Consider the following 24,863-nt stretch of genomic DNA (forward strand, 5'->3'; position numbering starts at 1 on the left):
AAAAATGAGTATTAAAACTGCTGTAAGTTTATACAGCTTACAAGATGAATATATGAACAAACGAATGACGCTTAAAGAAATTTTTGAGTTTTTAGACGAAATGAATGTGGAAGGGTTCGAAATTTTACCCGACCAAATGTTACACAATACTCCTCATCCGACATTAGAAACATTACAGGATTGGGATAATATCATGGCAGACACAAAAGCTAAACCAGTCTGTGCTGATGTCTTTTTAAACACAAATCTATACAATAATCGTGAGTTGACGCAAAGAGAATGCGTTGATTTATTGATCGATGAAATTAAATTAGCGCATCGTTTAGGCTTCAAATTAATTCGTTTAGTTTCAATGGTACCAAGCTTTGTCATTGAACCTTTATTACCGTATGCGGAAAAATATGATGTGACCATTGCTTTAGAAATCCATGCTGGAATGAGTTTTACTGAACCTGAAACGAAAGCTTTCATCGAAGAAATGAAACGCGTAAATTCACCTTATTGTGGATTAGTTATTGATACGGGTATTTTCTGTGATCGCATTCCTAGAGTCTTTAATGAATTCAACAAACAAGTCTTAGGTGTGACACCTGAAGTGATTGATTACTTCAATGCATTCTTTGACAAAGGCCTAGATGGGACACACGCATTTGATGAAAAACACCAAATGCAACCAGAATTAGCAGCGATGTCTAAACCAAGTGACATGCCTTACATTATGTTGGCAGATGGTTATGAAAATACACCTCTTTCTGTCTTAGATGATGTGATGCCATTTATCAAACATTTCCATTTCAAATTATGGGAAATGACAGATACGGGCGAAGAGTATTCAATCGATTACCGAAAAATTTTGACTTATCTTCATGAGAAAAACTACGATGGCTATGTAGCTACTGAGTATGAAGGAAATCGCTGGATTTTACCAGGACATCCGATGGAAGAAAAAGAGCAAGTAGCAGCGCATCACAAAATGATGAGAACAGTGATTGATGAATTGGAAGGTGGAAAATAGTATGTTTGATAATAATGTATTTATTAAAAATTCTTTTAAAAAGACAGTCGTAGACAATAAAGCGACTGGCTTTGAATTACAAACCCACATCACTTACTATCGAGCAATTCCTTTATCAATGGTTAATGATGTGCGCGTGACAGTTGATGATCAAGCAATGCCTCGTGAAAATATTTTATGTAGTGTTGACCAAGTTGACTGGTTTACTTTAGATGAAATGCCGACTGTTACCACTTACAAATGGGAATATGGCGAGCCTTTATACATTCGTGTTGCTACAGAAACAGAGTTAGCGGCGGGTGAACACGAGGTAGAACTAGCTATCGTGACTAGAACAGCCTACATTCCAGTCCCAATCGAAGGGGTTAGAAAACGAACAGTTACGGTATAAATAAAAAAGCTGAAACACGTGATCGAATAACAAGTAGATTACGAGAATTCAAAAAATGAAATAACAACAAAGGGTCTTAATGCCGGTTACAGTCCGGCGTAGGGCTCTTTTTGTTTAAAAATAAATAATAAACGGAGGATTAAAAGATGAATGAATTAAAACGTGGAGTCACAGCCTACAGCTACAACAAAGTCTTTGGTATTTCGATGGATATGGATGACATTTTCAAAAATATTAATGATACCGGAGCGACAGGAATTGAAATTTTGGCAAATTCTCATATTCCAAAATATCCTTTGGTGACAGAGGAATGGATTAATTTGTGGCATGAAAAGTTAGCGGAATATCAGCTAGAGCCAGCAGAATATGGTCACTGGGTTGATTCACGATTGTATAAAGGCCGCGAACTGTCAACGAAGGAGAGCATTGATATGCTCGAAAGAGATTTTAAGTTGGCTAATCAATTAGGTTTTAAAGTCTTGCGAACAAAGTTAGGCGTTATCGATGACACTCTGACACCAGTCAAAAATTGGCGTGAATTCATTAAAGGAGCCCTCGATTTAGCTGAACGATATGATGTCCGGATGTGTCCAGAAATTCATAGTCCGACGATTTTGAACTCTAAAATGATTGATGATTATGTCAATTTTATTGAGCAAGAAAAGACGAAACATTTTGGCTTGAATATCGATTTTAGTATTTTCCAAACAGGCGATAATTCACTTGTTGGCTTTGGGGAAAATGATTTTGTCGGACCGCCAGCAGAACATAGTAAAGTAGAAGAACTTATTCCATTACTAGACTACGTGCTTGTCTGCCATGCTAAGTTTCTCAAGATGGATCAAAACTTTAATGAAGTAGTTATTCCTTATCCAGAGATTATCGAAATGCTTATAAAACATCAGTGGTCAGGTTATTTAATCAGTGAATACGAAGGCCCTAAAGCGGATGACGTGAATCATGTTTGTGAACAAATCAAACGGCACCAATTAATGCTCAAAGAATTAATCGGAAAGTGAGGAATAGAAATGTTAGAAAAAGAATGTATTCAATCAAAAGGGTTTAAAAATACGCGTGTAGCCAATCAAATCAGTGGCTTTCAATTTGATATTCGGCTCATGTATTATCGAGGCTTATGGCTTTCTCAAATACGACCAATTACCGTCAAGGTCGATGGCGAACTGATTGCGCCAGAAATGATCAAGTGGGAGATTGAAGGAGTTATCTATACAGAAGCTGAGATGGCAGAGATTGGCGATGTTCAGTGGAATGTTTTAAGTCCAGCTACTATTCATATTACGAAAGAAAATGGCTTATCCAGTGGCTATCATACAATCGAAGTTTCTCATCGTTTTAGTTCTTCTTATATGCCACCAGCAATGGACGAAGTCTTAAGTTTCGGGGACCACATGAGAGAATTATTGTTGGTAGAGTAATATTGTGGTGCATTGCCAGTTCCTCTTACCAAGTTCCGCAGTAGAGGAATGGTATAGTAGTGCAATCTGAATGAACTGGAACAGTTCATCAACTTTATGAACGCCCTCTGTTTTACCGAAGATAAGAATATTCAAAAATTTAAAGTATGATTGAAATCTACAAGATCATGCAAACGAGACATTCGATTTGTAAGAATATATAACACATCTAAGGTATATTTGAATTCGGAAATCTGGATTATCTACTGAAAAAACTAAAAATATTGTTTCTGAGATTATTTTATAATTTTAGAGGAAACGTGTTTTTTACAGAATAATAAATATAAAAATTCCCCGGAAAGTTAAGTATACTTAATTTTTCGGGGGATATTTTCTATTAAATATCAAAATTTTTCACTGGATGATCTGCTGAAAAAAAATTAAAAACATCTTTTAAAAAATTTCTTGTGATTTTTGAGAGAAACGTGGTTTTTGTATTTTTTGAGGAAAAATAAATTGAAAGTCCGAAATTATACCTAAAAAAATTAAGTATACCAAATTTCTGGGATATTCTTCCTATCGAGCGTCAAAATTCTTCAAAAGTTGAAGAGGTCAAAAGATTAAGTATACTTAATCTTTTCTCCGTTAGAATCAAAAAAAGCAAGTATACTTACTATTTTTTGGAGATCTTTTTAGTAGATATTGAACTTCTTCAAAAGTTAAATAGGCCCAACAGTAAGTATACTTAACTTTTCATTATTTGGAGGACGCTCACTTGCTAGAGGTAGTAACTATCAACTTGATTGAAAGATTAAATAAAATAACAGGTAGAGGAATACATTAATAGGTAATATCGCTGGTTGGAGAATTGGAATTTTCTAGTGCTGGATGCTTATTTATTATTGAATTTTCCGAAAACGCTCAGGTGAGGTTCCGGTATTTTTTTTGAAAACTTTACAAAAGTAGCTGGTATCTTCAAAACCACATTCTTTAGCTATTTGGTAGACACGTTTGTCCGGATATTGAAGCAGCTCAACTCGTGCTTGGGCAATGCGGGTATTCGTCAAGAAATGGTTGATTGTTTGCTGTGTATTATTTTTGAAAACGACGCAGATATACTCTTTTGTCTTGTCGCAATAGGTGGCAATATCATCCAAGTTAATGGGGCGATGATAATTTTGCTCGATATATAGAATAATCTGATCGACAAGTGAGTGAGTTCCACCATACTCTTCACTACCAATAGGGATGATTGATTTGCTTAAATTTAAAAGGAGTTCATAACAGAGTGTCGAAATCTTAGTAACGGAACGATTTTTAGACTGATAGCAAGTGCTCATTTGTCGAATGAGTTTAGGAAAAGTTCGCGTATCAGAAAAATGATAGGCTCCTGGACTGGATTGATTTAATGACCGTAATAATTCTGAGCAAAGAGTTCCTTTAAAACCGACAAAGCTGACTACCCATGGTTCCACGGTTGCTCGATATTCATGGCGGATTCCGGGATAGATTAAAAAGCCTTCCCCTTTTTTAATGATCATCTTTTCAGAACCAATAATAACTTCGCCGATTCCTTTTTCACAGAAGAACCATTGAAAAAGGTCGAGATCATCACTACGTTGGACTTTTTCTTGTGGATGAGCGTAGCCTAAATTCAGGACATATAGTGGAAGTGTTTTAGCGATAACCTCTAATTCATTTAAGCGATGAATCATTAATTGTATCCTCCTAATTGAGATTAATATAATCATATATATATAAATATATTATGATGGAAGTGGGATGTCAATCTAACCTATACTAGTAGTATACGATGAAGGAGGAATTATCAATGAACAATCAGAAAAGTAGGCCTGAGATTCGAACTAGCCAGGGAATTCAAACACTGTATGTGAAAGGAAAGCCGTTCTTTGCCTTTGCGGGAGAAGTTCATAACTCTAGTGCCAGTGATTTAGTGTATATGGAAAATGTCGTTTGGCCTGCACTAAGAGAATTGAATATGAACTCTGTGATTGTGCCAGTCTATTGGGAGCTGATTGAAGCACAAGAAGGCATTTTTGATTTCAGTAGTGTAAAAGGGTTGATTGAACAAGCGAGAAAAGAGCAGAAACACCTTATTTTACTTTGGTTTGGTTTGTGGAAAAATGCCGAAAGTATGTACGTTCCTGCGTGGATGAAGCAAGACTCAGAGAAATATTTCCGAGTGGAAACAGCTTCAGGAGAAAAATTAAACTCCATCTCTCCTTTATGTCAAGAAGCAGTAGCAAAAGATGCCTTGGCGTTTAAAGAATTGCTCAAGGCCATTCGCGAATTTGATGAAGAAGAGTCTACCGTGATTATGGTTCAAGTGGAAAATGAAATCGGTTTATTAGGGACGGATCGGGATTATGGCAAGCAAGCAACACACGAAATTGAGCAGCTGGTTCCAGCTGATTTAGCGAATGCCTTAGAGGTCAGTGGAACTTGGCAGGAAGTATTTGCACAGCAAGCCAATGAATCATTTATGGCGTATCATTATGCGAAAGCAGTGGAACAAATTGCTTCAGCAGGAGCCAAAGAGTATCCGTTACCGTTGTATACAAATGCTTGGTTGAAGCAATATCCGTGGTACCCAGGCTCTTATCCGAGTGGTGGGCCGGTTAAAGAGGTTCATCCTATATGGAAAGCGATAGCGCCAAGTCTGTTCACCCTTGCTCCAGATATTTATGTCCCGTATGTCCCAAAAGTTTTGGATGAGTATGCCTACGAAGGAAATCCACTGATTATTCCTGAGGTTCGAAAAGATGCAGTGACGGCATCCTATTGTTTATATGCATTTACAAAACACAATGCTATTTGCTATTCACCTTTTGGTATCGAAGAATTTGGTATGCCGCCAGAAAGTATCCAAGCACCGCCGATGGAAGTGATGCGTGCGTTAAATATTGATCCAACTGCTTTTGATATTGCTGGTAGCAAAGAATATCTAGCGAAGACTTATGAAGTGATCGGCAATATGGTTCCTCTCTTAATGGAATATCGTGAGAAAGGGAAAATATATAGCTACGTTAAAAAAGACGAGACTGATTATGGGGCATTTTTCAATTTATCGGACTATGATTTGCAGGTATCTTATGCACCAAGAATGGAAAGAACGCCGGTTGCTTCAGGAGCTGTCATCGAATTAGAACCAAATAAATTCTTAGTTGTCGGCATGATGAGCCAACTGACATTCAAAGCTAAGCCAGGTGAGCGCGTGAAAGTTGAAATGCTTAAGTACGAGGAAGGCTCTTTTTCTGAGGGCGAATGGGTTCCTGGGCGTGTCTTAAATGGAGACGAGAAGATGGTCGTAGAGCTTGGTGACATGATTAGCTGTGCCCTACTTGAACTATACAAATATTGATCAGAGAAACGAACCAGAAGTAAGGAAAGTAAAGAATCTGAAAAACCCTTATCTACTAGAAAATTCTAGTTAGATAGGGATTTTTCGTTGTTATATGGCTGCCCAAACCTCGCCATTAAAGCGTACGGTCGCGCACAAGTGAAGCTTATCTGCAAATGAATCAATCGCTCGAAAGACTTTCTTGGTAAAGTAGAATTCCTCTAACTCTTGACGATTAATCGAGGGAGTACAGATAAAATCAATCGTTAAATCTTTTTGTTTTAGCGTGGTTGTGATGTCTTTGATATGGCACATTTGACGCATGCCAGAAACTTTCCGACCGGCTTTGGCGACGCGCGTGTATTTGATATCCAATTTGTCACTCAAAATTAAGACTAAGGCTAGTAAATTGTCAGTCTCAAATCCGTCACTATGTATGCGAATGGCTTCAAGCACTTCTTCTTTATGTAGCAAAATGAGCGCATTTCTTTCGAAGTATTCGGCTGCGAACTCAGCGCTTCGTTGAGCATGGCCTTCTTTTCCTTGAGCGGCACCGACATCATGTAGAATTGCGGCAATTTTGGCTTCTTCGATTAATATTTTTGAGCAATTCATGGCTGTCAGTAAAGATTCTACCATCTCAGCGACATTTGAAACGTGTTGGAAATCATGGTGTGCCCAACCTTCATCTAACTCTTCAAAGGTAGCGACTGCTTTATAGGCTGCTAGAATTTCAGGGTCTGTGGCAATTTGTGTGAATCGGTTCATGGTGACCTCCTTAGTTATCTTTAATTAATCAGACGAATAAGTCTTTATTTGTTTGCATGATCTCGAAATAGAGAAGGAGTCATCCCTAGGCTCTTTTTGAATATCTTACTAAAATAAGCAGTATCATGGTAACCAACCTCTTCTGAAATTTTTTGTATAGAAAGGCTAGTGTCTTTTAATAAACGTTTTGCTTCTTCTAGTCGAAAATAGGTATGAATTTGAGAAGGTGTCCGTTGATAATTGTCTTTCATGATTTTAATAATATACGATTTATGGTAAGCAAATATAGTAGCCAGATGGTCTAATGAAAAGTCTTGTTTGGCATTTGATGCAAGATATGCATAAATTTGTGATGCCAGATTTTCTGTGACGGACTGTGTGCTTTTGTTAGAGATGACCGACAAGATAGATAAAAATAATTGCTGAGATTCTAAAAAATCAACTTTTGCTTCTAAAAATTTCTTTTCTCGTTTAAAATTATTGATTTTTACTTCAACTAAACTATTCATCGAGTGGAGGAAAAGTTCCAATGAATGATCTTCTAAATGACCTGTTTTAGAAACAAAAAGAGAAAAGTCATCTCTTCGATAATACTTTTTACGATTCATCCTTCGCTGATTTTGTTGTTTCATGGTTGTGCCGACATTATATTCACCGAGAGTTGAAAAATGGAGCCAATTAAAGTAAGTATCCTCAGTACAAGGCTTAAAACTGCGATGAAGGTGATCGGGTGTCAGAATCAGATAATCACCTTTATTTAACGTGTATCGTTCTTCATCCTCCTGCAAAAAGAGGCTACCTTTTTCGACAATAATTAAATCAAATGTCTGATCCATTCTACGTCGTTCATGAATATCTCCTGCCCGAAAAACAGAAGACCCGGCGACTATCATATGTGGCATAGGTGGACAAATAAATTCGATATACAAACAAAACACCTCCTTAATATCATTATATAGAAAACATATAGAAATACTGACAAATCAACAAATATAAAATGTAAGCGTTAACTAAAGTATGCGCTAATACGAATATAATACAATTATTTTGTCGTTTATTCTACTCTTTTTTTCCATTTTTATAGCTAACTGCATTTTAGGTGTATACGTTAACATAAAGTCAATAAGAAAGAAAGGAAGAATACATCATGAAAAAAATTTTAAACACGTATCGCTTTTCTATTATCCTCTTGTCTGGGGTGTTGGTGGGGGCAGTACTCGGTTTCACTTTAGGACCAGATGCAGCCCAATTAAAGCCCATCGCTGACATATTTTTGAATTTGGTTTTTTGTTTAATTGTTCCGATTGTCTTTTTCTCGATTGCTAGTTCGATCGCGAATATGGAAAATGTTGGCAAGTTAAGGAAAATCCTACTTATTTTTCTAGCCGTTATTCTTATATCAGGATTAATCACTTCTCTACTTGCCTTGGGAACAGTAAAACTTTTCCCAACAACAGATGGAACACCAGTAAATGTCCCAGGAGGGAATGAACCGCTTGAAGCTAGTCTGAACTTGGTTAATATGCTTACCGTCTCAGATTTCTCAATGCTTCTCTCGAAGGATAATATGCTACCGTTGATTATTTTTTCAATTATGTTTGGGATTTCTATTAGTCTACTTGGTGAGAGAGGAACTGTCGTCAAGAAATTTGTGGGTTCTATTACAGATGTCTTTTCTAAGATGGTTGATATGGTGATGAAGCTTGCACCAGTTGGGATTGCTTGTTATTTTGCTTCAATGATTGGCCAATTAGGAGGGCAGGTCGTGGCTTCAATCGCCCGCTTGGCAGTTATTTATGTCTTGTTCTGCATTGTTTTCTTTGTTCTAACTTCAACGCTCTATTCTTATTGGGGTGGAGGTAAAGAAGGCGTCAAGGTGTTTTGGCGTAACATTGCTTTACCAATGACGACTGCGATGGGTACTTGTTCAAGTACCGCCTGTATCCCAGTCAACTTAGTAGCCGCAAAACAAATGGGGATTCCATCTGAAATTTCAGATTTAGTAATTCCCTTAGGTGGAAGTACTCATAAGAATGGCGTAGTTAGTGTTCAAATTATGAAAATCGCTTTCCTACTCGCTATCTATAATCGAAACTTCGGTTTACAAGAGATGGGCTTAGCAATTGTTGTCGCTATTATCAGCGGTGTGATTGTTGGAACTATTCCGAGTGGTGGTTTTATTGGCGAACTATTTATTTGTACCGCCTTTGGTTTTCCGACAGATGCAGTGCCGTTGATTGTTATTATGGGCACGCTAACTGATCCGTTTTGTACGATGATTAATGTGACTAGTGATCCAGCTATTTCAATGGTGATTGCTCGATTAGTGGAAGGAAAAGATTGGTTAAAAAATAGTCTGCTGAAAAAAGAAGCTGGCGAAACAAAGGAATTGGTAAAGGAGATTGATTAGTTGAATACAAATGTTGAACAACTTCAAGAGGATTTGAAAAATGACTTACAAGATATTTATTTGGGAAACTTGGGTACGGTTGATACGAATCTTATTCTTCCTAAAGAAGGGAAAAGAGGCAGCCAATTCAGCTGGCATTCAAATGAGATTCTTTTTATTAGTCACGAAGGTGAAGTTACGCAACCTACCTATGGCGTAGGAAATCGGGAAGTTATTTTGACTGTAACTGCGACAAACGGGACTCAAAAGCAAACAAAAGAATATGTCGTGACTGTCTTGGAAGAAGTGCCTACAACAGAGATCGTGGAAGTCTATGATTTAGAGAAAACCATTAATCGCGCATTGAAAGGGCAGCTACCTAGTGTTTGTGTTGTTAAATTGAATGATGGAACATTCTCAACGGAACCTGTGACTTGGGCGAATACCATCGATTGGTCGAAGGATAGACAAGTTATTCAAGGACAAGTTGGAATGAGCGATTTCACTGTCCAATGTACCGTTCTATTGGAAGAAGCCTATTTGGAACAGCCGACTAAGAAAAGATATTCATTAGCAGCAAGGTTGACAGGAGATTCGATTTTTAAAGAAGCTTCCGATAGAATGTTAGTCCATCTGGCACAGGTAGACTGTAATCAATTGCTATTTAGCTTTAGAGAAACGGCGCAACTTTCAGTTGAAGGTGCGACTCAAATGACTGGTTGGGATGCACCAGAGTGTAATTTACGAGGACATACAACAGGCCACTATTTGTCAGCATTCTCGTTAGCGTCATTTGTAACTGGGAAAGAGATTTATCAAGAGAAAGTGAATTATCTCATCTCAGAATTAGGGAAATGTCAGACGGCTTTAACAAACTTAGGAATGAATGAAGGTTTCTTGAGTGCCTATGATGAGAAGCAATTTGATTTGTTAGAGGTGTATACAAAGTATCCTGAAATTTGGGCTCCCTATTATACATTGGATAAATTATTGAATGGTTTGCTAGATGGTTATGAATTTACTAATAATCAGCAAGGGTTAGAAATAGCCAAAAAAATTGGCGATTGGACCTATAATCGCCTAAGCAAATTAACAGATAAACAACTGAAAAAAATGTGGTCAATCTACATTGCTGGAGAATTTGGTGGAATGATTTCTGCCTTGATTAGACTCTATCATTTCACGCAAGATAACCACTATTTAAATACGGCTTTGCTATTCGAAAATGATAAATTATATGTACCAATGGCTGCTAATTACGATACATTAAATGGCGTTCATGCCAATCAACATATTCCTCAGATTATAGGGGCCTTGGATATTTACGAAGAGACTGGCGAAGCAACTTATCATGAAATAGCTCAGAACTTCTGGGAAATTGTCGTACGTCATCATACTTACGCGAATGGCGGACTTGGTGAAACAGAAATGTTTAAAAAAGCTGACCAAACTGCCCAGTTTTTAACACACAAAACAGCTGAAAGCTGCGCTAGCTACAATATGCTCAAATTGAGTAAAAAATTGTACGACTTAGATCCTCAGAATTTTTACTTTGATTATTATGAAAATGCTCTACATAATCATTTATTGGCAGCGGCCAGTCATGATTGTGATGGCGGTACAACGTACTTTTTACCGTTAGCTCCAGCGGGCGAGAAACATTTTGACACGCATGAAAATACTTGCTGTCATGGTTCAGGATTAGAAACACTATTGCGATTCCAGAAAGATATCTACAGTTTTGATAGTGAGTGTTGCTATGTTAATCTCTACTATCCAAGTGAGGTCGATTGGTCTGAGAAAAAAGTGACTATTCGTCAAGAGAATGAGAATAATAAAATCAAACTCTTTGTTGATGGACAAGGGCAATTCCCGATAGAATTCCGAGTGCCTTCTTGGATGAATCTTATGGAGGTTCAAGTGGATGAACAAGTAGTCACATCGACTATTGAAGATGGCTATCTTCATGTGCAATCGGATTGGAACGATAGTTCGATAACCATCACTTATGAGAATAAAACACAAGTGAAGGAAACGAGTGACAATCCAGCAATCTTTGCGCTCTTCTATGGAAGAGAAATGTTAACCGTTTGTTCAGATCAACCTAATTATCTGTCATTTTCGAAGGGAATTCTTGCAGAAGGTATTCGGGATGAGGAAGGTTACTATCTTGGTGACCAGCAGATGAAACCTATTAATCAGATTAATCATGAAACGTATCATGGGTATTTTAAAATAGAATAACAATTAGCGCCGTAGTCAAAAGAAACTAGACTACGGCGCTAATTATTGTTTCCTAATATCCCATCACCATAAAATAAACAACATAGGCCCAGCTGAAAATCCCGTGGATAATGGCCCATAGAATACTGTGCCATTTGACATAGGAAATAATCATGGCTAGTGCGCAGCCGAAGCTAATGCCTGTTTTGATTGAATCTTTTTTCATGTTCTCACTCCTTACTCAAATTTAATGGACAAACGAATGGTTAAAAAAATGATTTCTTCATCTAATTATAATAGAAAGGATTATTTCTGAAATCGGTCATGAGACCGAATATCGCAAGACGGGAAATGCATTTAGGAGAAATAGTTAATCGGGCTTGGCGATAGGAATTGTTGAATAGAATTGACGTGGGAATCGATTTAAAATTGATTATTGAGTAAAAAGCGAGACGTAGATTGTTTGTAAGCCCTTTTCGTTATATAATTGAAGGAAATAGAAAAGTCAGCACAAAGTGAGGTTAAACCTATGGTGAAGTTGAGAATTGTCCGTTAAAACGCAGATTAATTTAACGGAGGAAGAATAAATGATTACGTATAAACTAGAACAAAACATAGACAGAGAACAGGTAATGGCTTTATATGATAGCGTGGGCTGGATTGCTTATACACAAGAACCGGAAAGACTCTCTTTAGCGATTGAACAGTCGCTGACGGTGATTTCTGCTTGGCAGGGCAATCAATTGATTGGCTTAATTCGAGCAGTTGGCGATGGCCAAACGATTTTATACATCCAAGATTTATTGGTGATGCCAGAATTTCAGAATCAGAAAATTGGCACAGCTTTAATGAACCAACTATTAGCGATGTACCCGGATGTCCGACAAAAGGTCTTGTTAACCAATGATGCACCAGATGTTCGTCATTTCTATGAAAAAGCTGGATTTGTTTCTTGTGATTCAGGGGATACTGTTGCGTTCTTTCGCGCTTATTAGTAGGCAAAATTGAAAATTGGGAAAGTGCTTGAGAAGTAATTGATGAGGAGGTGTGTAGATGGATGAGCTAGAAAAAATTCCTAATTATTCTGGGTGGCTGTCGGTCGTACCGATTGAAAAAGGTTGGTCGAGCGATAAAAAATTTCGAATTCAGACAGAAGAGGGCGAGTATCTTTTGCGACAATTTGAAAAAGACCAGCTAGAGAAAAAACGGAAAGAGTTCGAGGTGCTACAGCTAGTGGCGCAACTGGATTTGAATACGCCGGCACCGATTTGTTGTGAGGAAATTCCGAATTCGAGTAGGGCTTATCTGCTACATACCTATGTAGAAGGAAATGATTTGTCTGAGTATTTGCCGCAAGCTTCGTTGTCTGAACAATACCTGCTAGGTCAAGAGGCGGGTCAGGCTTTGACAAAAATCCATCAGGTGCCGATTCCTTCAGTATTATCAACGACTGATTCTACGACTGTTTTTAGGGAACTGTATACAAAAAAGAAACGACAACTACAAGCATATGTGGATTCAGCATTTGAATTGGCGGGACAAGACGGGATGATTACTTATGTTCAACAACAGTTGGAGCGAGTACCAAACCGTCCGGCTTGTCTTCTACATGGCGATTTTCATGTGGGGAATTTTGTTTATCAAGAGAATCAGCCACTAGGGATTATTGATTTTGATCGCTGGGATATCGGCGATGCTTATGAGGAATTCTATAAAATTCAGTTGTTCTCTAGAGAAGTTTCACCGGCGTTTGCACGTGGTCAGATGGATGGTTATTTTTCTAATCAAGTGCCGCAAGCGTTTTGGGAAGCGCAAAAGTTATATACGATGCATGCGGCTCTATATTCAATTATTTGGGCGCTTCCTTATGGAGAAAAAGATGTAACAGGAATGATAGATCGTTTCCAGCAAATGAGCGAAGATTATACTCAAGGGACACAGCTTATTCCAAAATGGTACCAAGAGCTGGATGCTCAGCTCATTGTAGATTAGAAAATTAAATAACGCATAGTTGTCGAAAATGTTGATTGATTGTATGACGGAAATTAATCTAAGCATAGAGAAACTAGCCCGATTAAATCTACTTGAATAAAGGTGAATTTGTTCTAGAGTGAAAAGTTGCAAGAGGAGAATCACAAATCAAAGAAAGTGAAGGAGTGAATCGCCATGGCTGAATATGAAAAAGATTATGTGTTGCGGCAGACAAAGTTGATGGTCAAAGGACTGGGTGCATTCTTAGATAAGGATTCTGTTGATGAGATTTTATCACTGGATCAAGAAGATAGTGATAAGGATCTTGAACGGAAGCAGCAGTCTGACGAACAAAAAATGAAGGCTAACGAAAAAAAGCAGAGTAAAGAATAATTGGATTTAGGTATTGAGAAATGGCTTGAGAACAGGGGTGCAACAAGGCTGCAACAGAGATGTGCGCAAATGCAACGAGACAGATATTGTCAAATTGGTATTGGTATCTTAATCTTATAGCAAATAACCGTATGAGGTGAAGGATATGTTTAGTGAAAAGTTGAGAGATTTACGTATGAAAAAAGGCATCTCACAGGAAGAATTATCGGAGGTCTTGGATGTTTCCAGACAGTCCATTTCGAGATATGAAAATGGCACGGCCCAACCTGATTTGGATAAATTGGTTTTGTTGGCAAAATATTTTGAAGTCTCGACTGACTATCTATTAGTGGGGAGCCCAGAAGAAGAGCAGGCTCCTTCAAGTGATGCAATGGGTACTGATAAAATAACGATTATGAGTCCAGTGAATGGCAATGTTGCTTCTTATCATAAGTTTTTTCTGATCCCTGTATTTGGTAAGAAAGAGTTTCATCCGGAAGTTATTTTGTGCGGTGTTGATGGTCGTAATTTCTGGGGAGAGAGTTCGGCTAATTTAGCTTGGTATAGGACGCGTGAAGATGCAGAAACAGAGTTGAAAGAAATAATGGACGCTATGGCACGCGGGCAATCTAATTACGAATTGAAATACTTTGTGCCAATTAAATCAAGAGGTCTCTTCGATTATGAGATAGACGAGTAAATGAACCAACAAACAGCTGAACTGATGAACAATGTGAATATTCAGCTGATTGATAGTCCATCAGACAAATGTATCAGTAGTTCAGTTGAGTAAATTAATAGAAAAATTGAACGATAGAAACAGGCTGTTTTTCACGCATAAAAGGTGAGAAATGGCTTGTTTCTTGTTGCTTATGTAAGTCTGTTTGTCCTAGTTTTAAGAGTGGGCTTTTACCGCACGATACTGTAAAATACTCAGACGAGAATTTCGTACTATAAAAATAGTCAGAAATCTAGTATAATGTCAAAGAGTAAAACGAAGGGTGACAGGTGAAATGGCGCAATTATTTTTTAAATATGGAGCAATGAATAGTGGTAAAACAATCGAGATTTTAAAGGTTGCTCATAATTATGAGGAGCAGAATAAGCCTGTTGTACTGATGACCAGTGGGTTGGATACACGAGAAGGCGTGGGCATGGTTTCTAGTCGGATTGGTTTGAAGCGAGAAGCGACACCGATTTTCCCAGAAACAAATGTTTACGAAATCATGGAACAAATGCCAGTTAAACCGTACTGCATACTCGTAGATGAGTCGCAATTTTTATTGAAAAAGCATGTGATTGAATTTGCCCGCGTGGTGGATGAGTTGAAGATTCCCGTGATGGCGTTTGGTTTGAAGAATGATTTTCGAAATGAGCTATTTGAAGGCTCGAAGTATCTGTTATTGTATGCAGATAAAATTGAAGAGTTAAAAACAATCTGTTGGTTCTGTCACAAAAAGGCGACGATGAACCTGCATTATATTGATGGAAAGCCCGTTTATGAGGGTGACCAGGTACAAATTGGCGGAAATGAAGCGTATTATCCAGTGTGTCGCCATCATTATTTCCATCCAGAAATGAATGAAGAGGGAGAAAAATAAATTATGTATGATCAGTTACAGTCAATAGAGGATCGTTATGAAGAGCTTGGGGAATTGTTGAGTGACCCGGAAGTGATTTCAGATACGAAGCGTTTCTTAGAGTTGTCTAAAGAAGAGGCGAATACGAGAGAAACCGTTGAAGTCTACCGTCGTTATAAAACGGTTGTTGAAGGAATTAGCGATACCGAAGAATTACTGGGTGAGAGCTTAGATTCTGATATGGCGGAGATGGCTAAGGAAGAATTATCTGACTTGAAGAAGGAAAAAGAAGCAATCGAAGAGCGCATCAAAATCTTGCTTTTACCGAAAGATCCGAATGATGATAAAAACATTATCATGGAAATTCGTGGCGCAGCGGGTGGCGATGAAGCGGCCTTATTTGCAGGCGACTTGTTTAATATGTATCAAAAATATGCGGAGTCTCAAGGCTGGCGCGTGGAAGTTTTGGAAGCGAATGTTACTGGAATTGGTGGGTACAAAGAGGTCATCATGATGATTACCGGTAATAATGTCTACTCAAAATTAAAATATGAGAGTGGCGCGCATCGCGTACAGCGTGTGCCTTCAACAGAGTCTCAAGGACGGATCCATACCTCAACTTCAACGGTTGTCGTGATGCCAGAAGCGGAAGAAGTTGAGATTGAGATTGCCGACAAAGATATTCGGACAGATATTTATCATGCATCAGGCGCGGGTGGACAGCACGTCAATAAAACGGCTTCGGCTGTTCGTTTGACTCACTTGCCAACTGGAATTGCGGTGGCGATGCAGGATGAACGTTCACAGATTAAGAACCGTGAAAAGGCGATGAAAATTTTACGAGCACGTGTTTATGATCAAATCTCTCAAGAAGCTCAGAGTGAGTATGATGCGAGTCGTAAGTCAGCGGTTGGTACTGGAGATCGTTCGGAACGGATTCGAACGTATAACTTCCCACAAAACCGTGTGACGGATCACCGAATCGGTTTGACTATTCAAAAGCTAGATCAAATCTTAGCTGGAAAATTAGATGAAATCGTTGATGCGTTGGTGCTGTATGATCAAACATCAAAATTAGAAGAGATGCAAAATGGCTAACAAAACCTATCGAGAAGTCCTTTTACGGGCTTCTTCTTTTTTAGAAGAACAAGGAAAAGAAGGCTACGCCATTGAGTTTCTCTTCCTTGAGAGAAAGAATTGGACGAAGACACAGTGGTTACTGAATATGAATAGCCCAATCAGCCAAGAGGAAGAGCAGCAGATTCAGACAGATGTTGATTCTCTGCTGAAGGATATTCCGCCACATTATCTTTTAGGCTATGCCGATTTTTATGATCACCGCTTTAAGGTAACAGAGGCGACGTTAATTCCGCGACCGGAGACAGAGGAATTGGTGGAGCTATGCTTAAATGAAACGAAAAATATGGGGCCTCTTTCAGTGGTGGATGTCGGTACGGGCACGGGGGCGATTGCTTTGAGTTTAAAAGCAAAGCGGCCAGATTGGCAAGTTACCGCAGTCGACATTTCACCAGAAGCTTTGGCAGTGGCGAAAGAAAATGGGGCGTTGTTGGGTCTGGACGTTGCGTTTGTTCTGGGCGATGGCTTGTCGCCGATTAACGATCCGATTGATGTGTTGATTTCAAATCCACCGTATATTAGTCCGGCAGAATGGGACTTAATGGATGAAAGTGTTCGAACGTATGAACCGAAGCTAGCGCTTTTTGCGGAAAATGAAGGTCTAGCAATTTATGAACAGTTAGCTGAAGAAGCAGTCAGTCGCTTGAAACCTGAGGGAAAAATTTTCTTAGAGATTGGATTTCAACAAGGGAATGCGGTACGTCAAATTTTCCAAGAACGATTTCCTCAGAAAAAAGTTGAAGTGCGTCAGGATTTATCAGGAAAAGATCGCATGATTTATATCCATGGATAAGTCAACACATAGTCGTACTTGGAAAAAGAATGTCAGCTAGAAAAAGAGGGCAGAAGCTCCCTTCAAAAGCGTGGCTGTGAAAAAGAAAATCTCCAATTGTGGATAACTATTTTTTTTGACAGTTAGAAAGAGTAAAAAGATGGGTGAAAGTAAGTTTTCATTGAATATAAAAAGTTATTAACAGAGTTATGCACACTTGACAAATCGTTTATCCACAATCCGTGGATAAGTAAAGGTAAAAGTGGAAAATGACTCAGTTTTAGAAAAAAGGAGCTGTGGATAAGCTGTGGATACAAAAATATATCAAGAAGTTGAACTTGTCGAGGCGGCGCATCAAATAGCTGAGGGACAGTTGGTCGCTTTTCCGACAGAAACGGTCTATGGATTGGGCGCTAATGCGCTATTAGAGGATTCTGTTCGTCAGGTATTTGAGGTCAAAGGTCGACCGAGTGACAACCCGTTAATTGTGCACGTGGCTGACTTTTCCCAAGTAGAGGAGTATGTGGATAACTTTCATCCGCTGACAAAAAAAATTGTGGCTAATTTTTGGCCTGGACCGTTGACATTGATCTTTTTTATCAAAAAAGCTAGTTTACCATTGGTGGTAACAGGTGGGTTATCCACAGCTGCGTTTCGGATGCCAGATAACAAAAAAACGCTTGAATTTATCAAATTAGCAGGTGTACCAATTGTTGGCCCAAGTGCGAATACTTCTGGAAAACCGAGCCCAACGACAGCGCAGCATGTTTACCATGATTTGAAAGGCAAAATTGCTGGAATTTTGGATGATGGTGCAACAGAGATTGGTGTGGAATCGACGGTCTTAGATATTAGTGATCCGACAAAGCCACCGATGATTTTACGTCCAGGCGCGATTACGAAAGAAGCACTTGAGGCTGTTTTGAAAACGACGGTTGAGGTGGATCGTCATTTGGTGGAAGAAAATGAAGTACCTAAATCGCCGGGGATGAAATATAAACATTATTCGCCGGATACCAAGGTCTTGATGGTTCGTCCTGATGACTGGCAAGCAGCCCTTAAAGTGAGCCGTGAAAAAGGCTTGAAGATTGGGATTTTAGCTAGTCCAAGTGTTGTGAGTAGCTGGGGAAATCAAGCAGAAGCTAGCTTTTCTTATCAGGAGAATACGATTGAAGCGGCTACTAGAGGCTTGTTCGCAGGACTTAGAGCGTTGGATGAGGGCACTGATTTAGATGTGATTTTAGCTGAGGCTTTTCCTGAAGAGGGTTTGGGGATTGCTTATATGAATCGTTTGAAAAAAGCCGCCGCTCAAAATTTTTTTGAAAAGTAGACAGTTGTTTTAAGAAATTTTCAGTAAGTATGTTACAATTTATTATGCAACTATAAAAAAATAATTATTGAGGGGTGTTATTTGTTTATGGATTACAAAGCAAAGGATACAGAGGTATGGGAAGCAATTGCGAAAGAGCATGAGCGTCAAGAAAATAACTTGGAGTTAATTGCCTCTGAAAATGTTGTTTCAGAAGGAGTCATGGCGGCTCAAGGAAGCATTTTAACGAACAAATACGCAGAGGGCTATCCGGGAAAACGTTACTATGGCGGCTGTGAATTTGTCGATGTGGTTGAAAGCTTAGCAATTGACCGTGCGAATGAAATCTTTGGCGCAAAATTTGCGAATGTGCAACCTCACTCAGGTTCTCAAGCAAATACTGCAGCTTACTTGGCATTAATTGAACCAGGAGATACTGTGTTGGGCATGGATTTGTCTGCGGGAGGACATTTAACGCATGGATCAGCAGTAAACTTTAGTGGAAAAACCTACAATTTCGTCAGCTACGGTGTCGACCCTACGACTGAAGTGATTGATTATAATGTCGTTCGCATTTTAGCGAGACAGCATAAACCTAAATTGATTGTTGCTGGCGCGAGCGCGTATGGCCGGACGATTGATTTTTCTAAATTCCGTGAAATTGCCGATGAAGTTGGCGCAAAATTAATGGTGGATATGGCTCATATTGCTGGTTTAGTAGCAGCTGGCTTACATCCAAATCCTGTACCGTATGCAGATATCACTACCACAACAACTCATAAAACATTACGTGGCCCTCGTGGCGGCATGATTTTAACCAATGATGAAGAATTGGCGAAGAAAGTTAATAGCGCCATCTTCCCTGGTATTCAAGGCGGTCCTTTAGAGCATGTGATTGCTGCGAAGGCTGTGGCTTTCAAAGAAGCGTTGGATCCAGAATTTAAAGAGTACAGTCAACAGGTGATTGATAACGCGAAAGCGATGGCGAAAGTCTTTAATCAAGCACCGGAAGCGCGTCTGATTTCAGGCGATGTTGACAATCATTTATTGTTAATCGAAGTCACTGATTTTGGCTTAAACGGGAAAGAAGCCGAAACAATTTTAGATACCGTTCATATTACGGTGAATAAAAACTCGATTCCATTTGAAAAATTGAGTCCTTTTAAAACTAGCGGCATTCGGATTGGTACACCAGCAATTACGAGTCGTGGCTTTACTGAGGAGGATGCGGTCGAGGTTGCAAAATTAGTAATTAAAGCCTTGCGCGCGAAAGATGACGAAGCGGCTCTAGCTGAAGTTCGCGAGGGTGTTAAAGAATTGACGGACAAATATCCTTTGTATCGCTAATTTGATTGAATCGTTAGTTAAATCGTTCGTTGCATAGATAACTGAATGAATTTTTAGGAGAGCGGGGCTTGTGTCCTTCTCTCTTTTGTTTTACAATAAATAGAAGCAAAAATAACCAATATTAAGGAGAATCGACATGGGCAAATTTCAAGTAATTGATCATCCATTAATTCAACACAAACTAACGATTATCAGAGAAAAGAACTGTGGAACAAAAGTTTTTCGTGAGGTCGTAAATGAAATTGCTATGCTAATGGCCTACGAAGTTTCTCGCGATATGCCGCTAGAGGACATCGTTATTGAAACACCAATGGTTGAAACAACTCAAAAAACTTTAACAGGTAAAAAAGTAGCGATTATTCCAATCTTACGTGCTGGAATTGGCATGGTTGATGGAATTTTAGAATTAATTCCAGCAGCAAAAGTTGGACACGTTGGTTTATACCGTGATGAAGAAACGTTAGAACCACATGAATACTTCTTAAAATTGCCAGAAGATATTGCGAGCCGTCAATTATTCGTTGTTGACCCAATGCTAGCAACTGGTGGATCAGCGATCATGGCGATTGATTCATTGAAAAAACGTGGCGCGTCAAACATTAAATTTGTGTGTTTAGTCTCTGCACCAGAAGGCGTTAAAGCATTACAAGATGCTCATCCAGATATCGATATCTATACAGCAGCTTTAGATGAAAAATTAAATGAAGATGGCTACATCGTACCAGGTCTAGGCGATGCAGGCGACCGTTTATTCGGAACAAAATAAGCAGTACTAGAAAAAAACTTGTGGAGAGAAATTTTCACAAGTTTTTTTAGCTTGTGCCAGAAGCGGCTTCTGGAACACCGTTTATTCGGGAAAAAGGGAGGATGGAATTTTGCCACGACTTCTTTTTTTGCAAAGTTAATGATAGAGGAGGAGAGTCATAGAGATGGAACAATGGGATATTTACACTGAAAACAGGGAAAAGACTGGCAGGCTTCATACAAGGGGCGAAAAAATGGCGGTGGGTGATTATCATCTGGTGGTGACTGCCTTAATCTTTAACTCAAAAGGCGAATTACTTATTCAGAAAAGGCGAGAAGATAAGATTGGCTGGCCTGGGTTTTGGGATTTCTCTGCGGCAGGTTCTGCTTTAGCAGGCGAAAGTTCTAGGCAAGCGATGATAAGAGAAATCAAAGAAGAGTTAGGGATTGACGTGACCACAGCGGAAAGCCAACTACGATTTACTTGGTATTTTCCAGATGGATTTGATGATTTTTGGATTATCTATCATGATGTTGCTTTAGAAGAATTGACGCTACAAAAAGAAGAGGTTCAGGAAGCACGCTGGGTGAACGAAGAAGAATTTCAGAGCCTAGTAAAAGCAGGCGAGATGATTCCTTATTTCTTCAATGAGACATTATTTTCTTGGATACATAAAGGGCATTTACATGAATAGCTTGTAGATGAGTCGACTGCGTAATTATTGGTTTTGTGAGATTGGACAAAGTGGAATATAAATAGAATGATGGAAGCTGTTCGACTATTTTGGCTCTTTGAGCGTAGTTGGAGAGCTTTTTTATTTCACTTAAAGGGAATATAACTATTGTAAATGTGAAGAAGATATTTACAATGGACTTCTAGAGTTGCTCTCTTTTCCAAAACCATTCGGAATTCTTACTGCTAAAAGAGACCTTCGCAACTAGTAGATTAATAGTAGCAAGACCTTGGTAAGATTATCGTGCTCTACGAAGGTTATCTAATCAAAATAGCAAAAATGAACAATCTTTATTATACTAATTCATATAAAAAATAGGAAGTAGACAAATTAGTACGATTAAAATATCAAAAGTAAGCAATTCTTTTTATAGAATAAGACGTAAACTATAAATGTAATCGATTACTAAAAAATCATAGGAGATATATTATGGAATATAAAAATTTAGCTGATAATATTGTCAAAAATGTTGGTGGACCTGAAAATGTCGTTTCGTTGATGCATTGTGCTACTCGTCTACGGTTTGTTCTAAAAGATGAAGAAAAAGCAAACAAAGAAGAATTATTGAAGAACAGCGAAGTTATTTCTGTCCTTCGTGCAACAGGGCAATATCAAGTAGTAATTGGTAATCACGTTGCTGATGTCTATAAGACAATAACTCAAAATTATCCAGTAGTGAACGCTGACTCAGAAGATGAAAATTCAGCTGAAGAATCAAATGAGAATAATGGTTCATCGAAAAAAGACAAAAAAAATCCGATTAGTTCATTAATGGCAGTAATCATCAGTATTATGGTGCCGTTAATTGGTGTGATGGCTGCGACTGGGATTGTAAAGGGTATTTTGGCATTATCTACATCTCTAGGCTGGATTTCACAAGAAAGTGGAACTTATCAAATCTTATACGTCGTTGCTGATATTATTTTTTATTTTATGCCTGTTTTTGTTGGCTATTCTGCTGCAAAACGATTTAAAGTTAATGAAATCATCGGGATGGCGATTGGTGCGTCTTTATTTTACCCGACTTTAGCCACGATGATGGGAAATGATCCGATTGGCACTGTGTTCACAGACACAATTATTTCAATGCCTATTCACACATCATTTATTGGCATACCTGTGTTGTTAGAAAGTTATTCTTCAACAATTATTCCGGCAATTTTGGCTGTTTACTTTGCTTCGAAGGTTGAAGCTTTAGCGAAAAAATATATTTCAGAAGCAATTGCTGGATTTGCAGTACCGTTAGTAACTTTGATTATTTGTATCCCTGTCACGCTTATAATAATTGGACCATTTGCTATGGTGCTAAGTAAACTAATCGGCGCTGGAATTATGGCTGCTTACAATTTAAGTCCTACATTGATTAGTGCTGTATTAGGTGGGCTATGGATTCCAATCGTAACATTTGGTTTGCACGGTGCGATTGTTCCTATTGCTTTGACTAATTTCTTTACTAATGGTTATGATGTTATTTTTCCAATGATTACCGGCCATTCTTTCGCGATTGCAGGTGCTATTATCGCAATTGGCTTACGTTTGAAAAATAAAAAGCAAAAAGGTTTGGCCTTGTCAGCAGGATTCAATTCTGGGATTTTAGGTGTGATTGAACCAGCTCTTTATGGATTTTTATTAAAAGAAAAGAAAATTTTAATTATGGTTTGTTTGATATCTGGAATCGGTGGCGGTGTCATTGGCTTTTTCCGGGCACTACTCTTGCAATTAACACCTGGTGGGATTTTCGCTTTGCCAGGCTACATTGATACGAATGAAACTGGGACACAAGTTGGCTTTATCGTAATTACTTTGGTTTCAATTCTGTCATTTGTGATTCCTTTCATATTGACTTTGATGATGTATCGCTCTGATAAAGCAGATTCAATTGATGAGTAAAAAATAAACGAACAGAAAGAGGAAATAAATGAATAAAGATTTTTTATGGGGTGCAGCAATGTGCGCTTCACAAGCAGAAGGCGGCTATCTTGAAGGTGGTAAAGGGCTGACTGCAAATGATATTTTCCCAGCCTTGAACGAAGGTAGATGGGAAGCCCTTTACAATGTTCCAGAATCGCTACAAAAGAAATATAATTATTATCCGAGTCACCAAGCAATTGATTTTTATCACCGATATGTGGAGGATATTAAATTATTGGCTGAATTAGGTATTAAAGTATTCCGTACTTCTATTAACTGGGCTAGAATTTTCCCTAACGGAGATGAACTTGAGCCCAACGAAGAAGGACTTCAATTCTATGAAGATGTTTTTAATGAATGTGGAAAATATGGTATCACACCAGTCGTCACACTCAATCATTTTGATACACCTCTAGGACTGTATAAATATGGTGGCTGGAAAAACAAAAAAGTCATTACCTTTTTTGAGCGTTATTGTGAGACTGTCTTTAAACGATTCAAAACGCAAGTGAAATATTGGATTACCTTTAATGAAATTAATATGATACTCGGCATTCCCATTGTTGGTGGTCTTATTGATCCGCTCAAAGAGGAAAACATTTTGGAAGCTAAATACCAAGGCGCACACAATCAGTTGGTAGCTTCGGCAATCGCTACTAAAATTGGCCATGAAATTAATCCAGAATTTATGGTTGGAAGTATGATTGGCGCAGGGAAAAACTATCCGTATTCGCCTAACCCAGCAGATGTATGGGCTGCTTACCAAGCTGATCAAGAGGAATACTCACTGATTGATGTACAAGTCAAAGGGAAATATTCTGCTTATATGCGTAGATATTTTGAGAAAAATGACATTGATATTTTGGCCACAGAAGAAGAAATGGCGTTGCTTAAAACATATACTGCAGACTTCCTGGCCTTAAGTTATTATTCAACCAGACTGACTGCTGCAAATAATGAAGATAAAGAAGCAACAGGTGGGAATATAGCAGATACCTTGAAAAATTCTTACTTAGAAGCAAATGACTTTGGTTGGCAAATTGATCCTCTAGGGTTCAGAATTACTTTAAATGAGTTATACGATCGTTATGAAGTTCCTCTATTTATTGTCGAGAATGGCTTAGCAGCGATGGATGTTGCCGATGAAAATTATTTTGTTGAAGACGATTATCGGATAAATTATTTTGCTAAACATATTCAGGCGATGAAAGAAGCCATGGATGACGGTGTTGATATTATTGGGTATGCGACTTGGGGAACGATTGATATCGTGAGTGCTAGCTCTGGTATCATGAGTAAACGGTATGGATTAGTGTATGTCGATCTTGATGATGAAGGAAATGGCACACGCAATCGCTATAAAAAGAAATCGTTTGATTGGTATAAAAAAGTCGTTACGTCAAATGGAGAAGAGTTGATGTAAT

Annotated in this window: 24 protein-coding genes; 20 read left to right on the forward strand and 4 right to left on the reverse strand. The window is 38.5% G+C overall.

What is annotated here, in order from left to right; genetic code table 11:
* Window positions 1-4: 4 nt before the first annotated feature.
* The 4 genes from BAU15_RS01250 to BAU15_RS01265 all read left to right on the forward strand — a co-directional run bounded on the left by BAU15_RS01250 (window position 5) and on the right by BAU15_RS01265 (window position 2,842).
* Window positions 5-1,015, forward strand: coding sequence for a sugar phosphate isomerase/epimerase family protein (locus BAU15_RS01250; protein ID WP_161840936.1), 1,011 nt, complete (start codon window positions 5-7; stop codon window positions 1,013-1,015).
* Window position 1,016: 1 nt separating this feature from the next.
* Window positions 1,017-1,406 carry a C-glycoside deglycosidase beta subunit domain-containing protein gene (locus BAU15_RS01255; RefSeq protein WP_161840937.1) on the forward strand — a complete coding sequence of 130 codons (390 nt, stop codon included), beginning with the start codon at window positions 1,017-1,019 and terminating at the stop codon, window positions 1,404-1,406.
* Window positions 1,407-1,552: 146 nt separating this feature from the next.
* Window positions 1,553-2,425 (forward strand): sugar phosphate isomerase/epimerase family protein, encoded by an 873-nt coding sequence (locus BAU15_RS01260; RefSeq protein ID WP_161840938.1) that lies wholly within the window; start codon window positions 1,553-1,555, stop codon window positions 2,423-2,425.
* A gap of 9 nt (window positions 2,426-2,434) precedes the next feature.
* Window positions 2,435-2,842: a C-glycoside deglycosidase beta subunit domain-containing protein gene (locus BAU15_RS01265; protein WP_161840939.1), complete on the forward strand. Its 408-nt coding sequence runs from the start codon at window positions 2,435-2,437 to the stop codon at window positions 2,840-2,842.
* 878 nt (window positions 2,843-3,720) lie between these two features.
* Here BAU15_RS01265 and BAU15_RS01270 read toward each other — a convergent pair.
* Window positions 3,721-4,536: an AraC family transcriptional regulator gene (locus BAU15_RS01270; RefSeq protein WP_161840940.1), complete on the reverse strand. Its 816-nt coding sequence runs from the start codon at window positions 4,534-4,536 to the stop codon at window positions 3,721-3,723.
* A gap of 116 nt (window positions 4,537-4,652) precedes the next feature.
* Here BAU15_RS01270 and BAU15_RS01275 point away from each other — a divergent pair, with 116 nt between their 5' ends.
* Complete coding sequence (locus BAU15_RS01275) at window positions 4,653-6,203, forward strand: DUF5597 domain-containing protein (protein ID WP_161840941.1); 1,551 nt, start codon at window positions 4,653-4,655, stop codon at window positions 6,201-6,203.
* Between the two features lie 90 nt (window positions 6,204-6,293).
* Here the strand turns inward: BAU15_RS01275 and BAU15_RS01280 are convergent, their stop codons facing one another.
* Together BAU15_RS01280 and BAU15_RS01285 are read right to left on the reverse strand one after the other, a co-directional pair.
* Window positions 6,294-6,950 carry an HD domain-containing protein gene (locus BAU15_RS01280; RefSeq protein ID WP_161840942.1) on the reverse strand — a complete coding sequence of 219 codons (657 nt, stop codon included), beginning with the start codon at window positions 6,948-6,950 and terminating at the stop codon, window positions 6,294-6,296.
* Window positions 6,951-6,994: 44 nt separating this feature from the next.
* Entirely contained in the window at window positions 6,995-7,879 is an 885-nt protein-coding gene (locus BAU15_RS01285; protein WP_161840943.1) for an AraC family transcriptional regulator, read from the reverse strand.
* A 218-nt stretch (window positions 7,880-8,097) separates the two neighbouring features.
* Between BAU15_RS01285 and BAU15_RS01290 the strand changes: the two genes are divergently transcribed.
* Window positions 8,098-9,360, forward strand: coding sequence for a dicarboxylate/amino acid:cation symporter (locus BAU15_RS01290; RefSeq protein WP_161840944.1), 1,263 nt, complete (start codon window positions 8,098-8,100; stop codon window positions 9,358-9,360).
* Window positions 9,361-11,583, forward strand: a complete 2,223-nt coding sequence (locus BAU15_RS01295; protein WP_161840945.1) for a beta-L-arabinofuranosidase domain-containing protein — start codon at window positions 9,361-9,363, stop codon at window positions 11,581-11,583. It abuts the gene before it with no gap.
* A 52-nt stretch (window positions 11,584-11,635) separates the two neighbouring features.
* Here the strand turns inward: BAU15_RS01295 and BAU15_RS15550 are convergent, their stop codons facing one another.
* Window positions 11,636-11,788, reverse strand: coding sequence for a hypothetical protein (locus tag BAU15_RS15550; protein ID WP_202622685.1), 153 nt, complete (start codon window positions 11,786-11,788; stop codon window positions 11,636-11,638).
* Window positions 11,789-12,149: 361 nt separating this feature from the next.
* On the opposite strand from BAU15_RS15550, the gene BAU15_RS01300 reads away from it, so the two are divergent.
* From BAU15_RS01300 to BAU15_RS01360, 13 genes are all read left to right on the forward strand, one after another.
* Window positions 12,150-12,557: a GNAT family N-acetyltransferase gene (locus BAU15_RS01300; protein WP_161840946.1), complete on the forward strand. Its 408-nt coding sequence runs from the start codon at window positions 12,150-12,152 to the stop codon at window positions 12,555-12,557.
* A gap of 58 nt (window positions 12,558-12,615) precedes the next feature.
* A complete protein-coding gene (locus tag BAU15_RS01305; RefSeq protein WP_161840947.1) occupies window positions 12,616-13,554 on the forward strand; it encodes an aminoglycoside phosphotransferase family protein in 939 nt (312 codons plus the stop codon).
* A gap of 174 nt (window positions 13,555-13,728) precedes the next feature.
* Window positions 13,729-13,926 (forward strand): hypothetical protein, encoded by a 198-nt coding sequence (locus BAU15_RS01310; RefSeq protein WP_161840948.1) that lies wholly within the window; start codon window positions 13,729-13,731, stop codon window positions 13,924-13,926.
* 145 nt (window positions 13,927-14,071) lie between these two features.
* Window positions 14,072-14,605: a helix-turn-helix domain-containing protein gene (locus tag BAU15_RS01315; RefSeq protein ID WP_161840949.1), complete on the forward strand. Its 534-nt coding sequence runs from the start codon at window positions 14,072-14,074 to the stop codon at window positions 14,603-14,605.
* A gap of 313 nt (window positions 14,606-14,918) precedes the next feature.
* The gene (locus BAU15_RS01320) at window positions 14,919-15,506 is read left to right on the forward strand and encodes a thymidine kinase (RefSeq protein ID WP_161840950.1); all 588 of its coding nucleotides are present in this window, start codon (window positions 14,919-14,921) and stop codon (window positions 15,504-15,506) included.
* A gap of 3 nt (window positions 15,507-15,509) precedes the next feature.
* Window positions 15,510-16,583 (forward strand): peptide chain release factor 1, encoded by a 1,074-nt coding sequence (gene prfA, locus BAU15_RS01325; protein WP_161840951.1) that lies wholly within the window; start codon window positions 15,510-15,512, stop codon window positions 16,581-16,583.
* Window positions 16,576-17,415 carry a peptide chain release factor N(5)-glutamine methyltransferase gene (gene prmC / locus BAU15_RS01330; RefSeq protein ID WP_161840952.1) on the forward strand — a complete coding sequence of 280 codons (840 nt, stop codon included), beginning with the start codon at window positions 16,576-16,578 and terminating at the stop codon, window positions 17,413-17,415. The genes prfA and prmC overlap by 8 nt, the downstream gene beginning before the upstream one ends.
* 286 nt (window positions 17,416-17,701) lie before the next feature.
* A complete protein-coding gene (locus BAU15_RS01335; RefSeq protein WP_161840953.1) occupies window positions 17,702-18,724 on the forward strand; it encodes an L-threonylcarbamoyladenylate synthase in 1,023 nt (340 codons plus the stop codon).
* Window positions 18,725-18,811: 87 nt separating this feature from the next.
* Window positions 18,812-20,050: a serine hydroxymethyltransferase gene (gene glyA, locus BAU15_RS01340; RefSeq protein ID WP_161840954.1), complete on the forward strand. Its 1,239-nt coding sequence runs from the start codon at window positions 18,812-18,814 to the stop codon at window positions 20,048-20,050.
* Window positions 20,051-20,186: 136 nt separating this feature from the next.
* On the forward strand, window positions 20,187-20,816 hold the full coding sequence (gene upp / locus BAU15_RS01345; protein WP_161840955.1) for a uracil phosphoribosyltransferase: 630 nt from the start codon (window positions 20,187-20,189) through the stop codon (window positions 20,814-20,816).
* A gap of 163 nt (window positions 20,817-20,979) precedes the next feature.
* Window positions 20,980-21,489 (forward strand): NUDIX hydrolase, encoded by a 510-nt coding sequence (locus tag BAU15_RS01350; RefSeq protein WP_161840956.1) that lies wholly within the window; start codon window positions 20,980-20,982, stop codon window positions 21,487-21,489.
* A 468-nt stretch (window positions 21,490-21,957) separates the two neighbouring features.
* Window positions 21,958-23,418, forward strand: a complete 1,461-nt coding sequence (locus tag BAU15_RS01355) for a PTS transporter subunit EIIC (protein ID WP_161840957.1) — start codon at window positions 21,958-21,960, stop codon at window positions 23,416-23,418.
* 28 nt (window positions 23,419-23,446) lie between these two features.
* Window positions 23,447-24,862 (forward strand): family 1 glycosylhydrolase, encoded by a 1,416-nt coding sequence (locus BAU15_RS01360; RefSeq protein WP_202622686.1) that lies wholly within the window; start codon window positions 23,447-23,449, stop codon window positions 24,860-24,862.
* Window position 24,863 lies beyond the last annotated feature (1 nt).

This window comes from Candidatus Enterococcus huntleyi (genome assembly GCF_009933175.1).
GTDB lineage: Bacteria > Bacillota > Bacilli > Lactobacillales > Enterococcaceae > Enterococcus_K > Enterococcus_K huntleyi.

What these genes read in the sequence shown, in the direction of transcription:
- BAU15_RS01250 (WP_161840936.1), top strand. Translation starts at nt 5, where the DNA reads ATGAGTATTAAAACTGCTGTAAGTTTATACAGCTTACAAGATGAATAT.
- BAU15_RS01255 (WP_161840937.1), top strand. Translation starts at nt 1,017, where the DNA reads ATGTTTGATAATAATGTATTTATTAAAAATTCTTTTAAAAAGACAGTC.
- BAU15_RS01260 (WP_161840938.1), top strand. Translation starts at nt 1,553, where the DNA reads ATGAATGAATTAAAACGTGGAGTCACAGCCTACAGCTACAACAAAGTC.
- BAU15_RS01265 (WP_161840939.1), top strand. Translation starts at nt 2,435, where the DNA reads ATGTTAGAAAAAGAATGTATTCAATCAAAAGGGTTTAAAAATACGCGT.
- BAU15_RS01270 (WP_161840940.1), bottom strand. Translation starts at nt 4,536, where the DNA reads ATGATTCATCGCTTAAATGAATTAGAGGTTATCGCTAAAACACTTCCA.
- BAU15_RS01275 (WP_161840941.1), top strand. Translation starts at nt 4,653, where the DNA reads ATGAACAATCAGAAAAGTAGGCCTGAGATTCGAACTAGCCAGGGAATT.
- BAU15_RS01280 (WP_161840942.1), bottom strand. Translation starts at nt 6,950, where the DNA reads ATGAACCGATTCACACAAATTGCCACAGACCCTGAAATTCTAGCAGCC.
- BAU15_RS01290 (WP_161840944.1), top strand. Translation starts at nt 8,098, where the DNA reads ATGAAAAAAATTTTAAACACGTATCGCTTTTCTATTATCCTCTTGTCT.
- BAU15_RS15550 (WP_202622685.1), bottom strand. Translation starts at nt 11,788, where the DNA reads ATGAAAAAAGATTCAATCAAAACAGGCATTAGCTTCGGCTGCGCACTA.
- BAU15_RS01300 (WP_161840946.1), top strand. Translation starts at nt 12,150, where the DNA reads ATGATTACGTATAAACTAGAACAAAACATAGACAGAGAACAGGTAATG.
- BAU15_RS01305 (WP_161840947.1), top strand. Translation starts at nt 12,616, where the DNA reads ATGGATGAGCTAGAAAAAATTCCTAATTATTCTGGGTGGCTGTCGGTC.
- BAU15_RS01310 (WP_161840948.1), top strand. Translation starts at nt 13,729, where the DNA reads ATGGCTGAATATGAAAAAGATTATGTGTTGCGGCAGACAAAGTTGATG.
- BAU15_RS01315 (WP_161840949.1), top strand. Translation starts at nt 14,072, where the DNA reads ATGTTTAGTGAAAAGTTGAGAGATTTACGTATGAAAAAAGGCATCTCA.
- BAU15_RS01320 (WP_161840950.1), top strand. Translation starts at nt 14,919, where the DNA reads ATGGCGCAATTATTTTTTAAATATGGAGCAATGAATAGTGGTAAAACA.
- prfA (WP_161840951.1), top strand. Translation starts at nt 15,510, where the DNA reads ATGTATGATCAGTTACAGTCAATAGAGGATCGTTATGAAGAGCTTGGG.
- prmC (WP_161840952.1), top strand. Translation starts at nt 16,576, where the DNA reads ATGGCTAACAAAACCTATCGAGAAGTCCTTTTACGGGCTTCTTCTTTT.
- glyA (WP_161840954.1), top strand. Translation starts at nt 18,812, where the DNA reads ATGGATTACAAAGCAAAGGATACAGAGGTATGGGAAGCAATTGCGAAA.
- upp (WP_161840955.1), top strand. Translation starts at nt 20,187, where the DNA reads ATGGGCAAATTTCAAGTAATTGATCATCCATTAATTCAACACAAACTA.
- BAU15_RS01350 (WP_161840956.1), top strand. Translation starts at nt 20,980, where the DNA reads ATGGAACAATGGGATATTTACACTGAAAACAGGGAAAAGACTGGCAGG.
- BAU15_RS01355 (WP_161840957.1), top strand. Translation starts at nt 21,958, where the DNA reads ATGGAATATAAAAATTTAGCTGATAATATTGTCAAAAATGTTGGTGGA.
- BAU15_RS01360 (WP_202622686.1), top strand. Translation starts at nt 23,447, where the DNA reads ATGAATAAAGATTTTTTATGGGGTGCAGCAATGTGCGCTTCACAAGCA.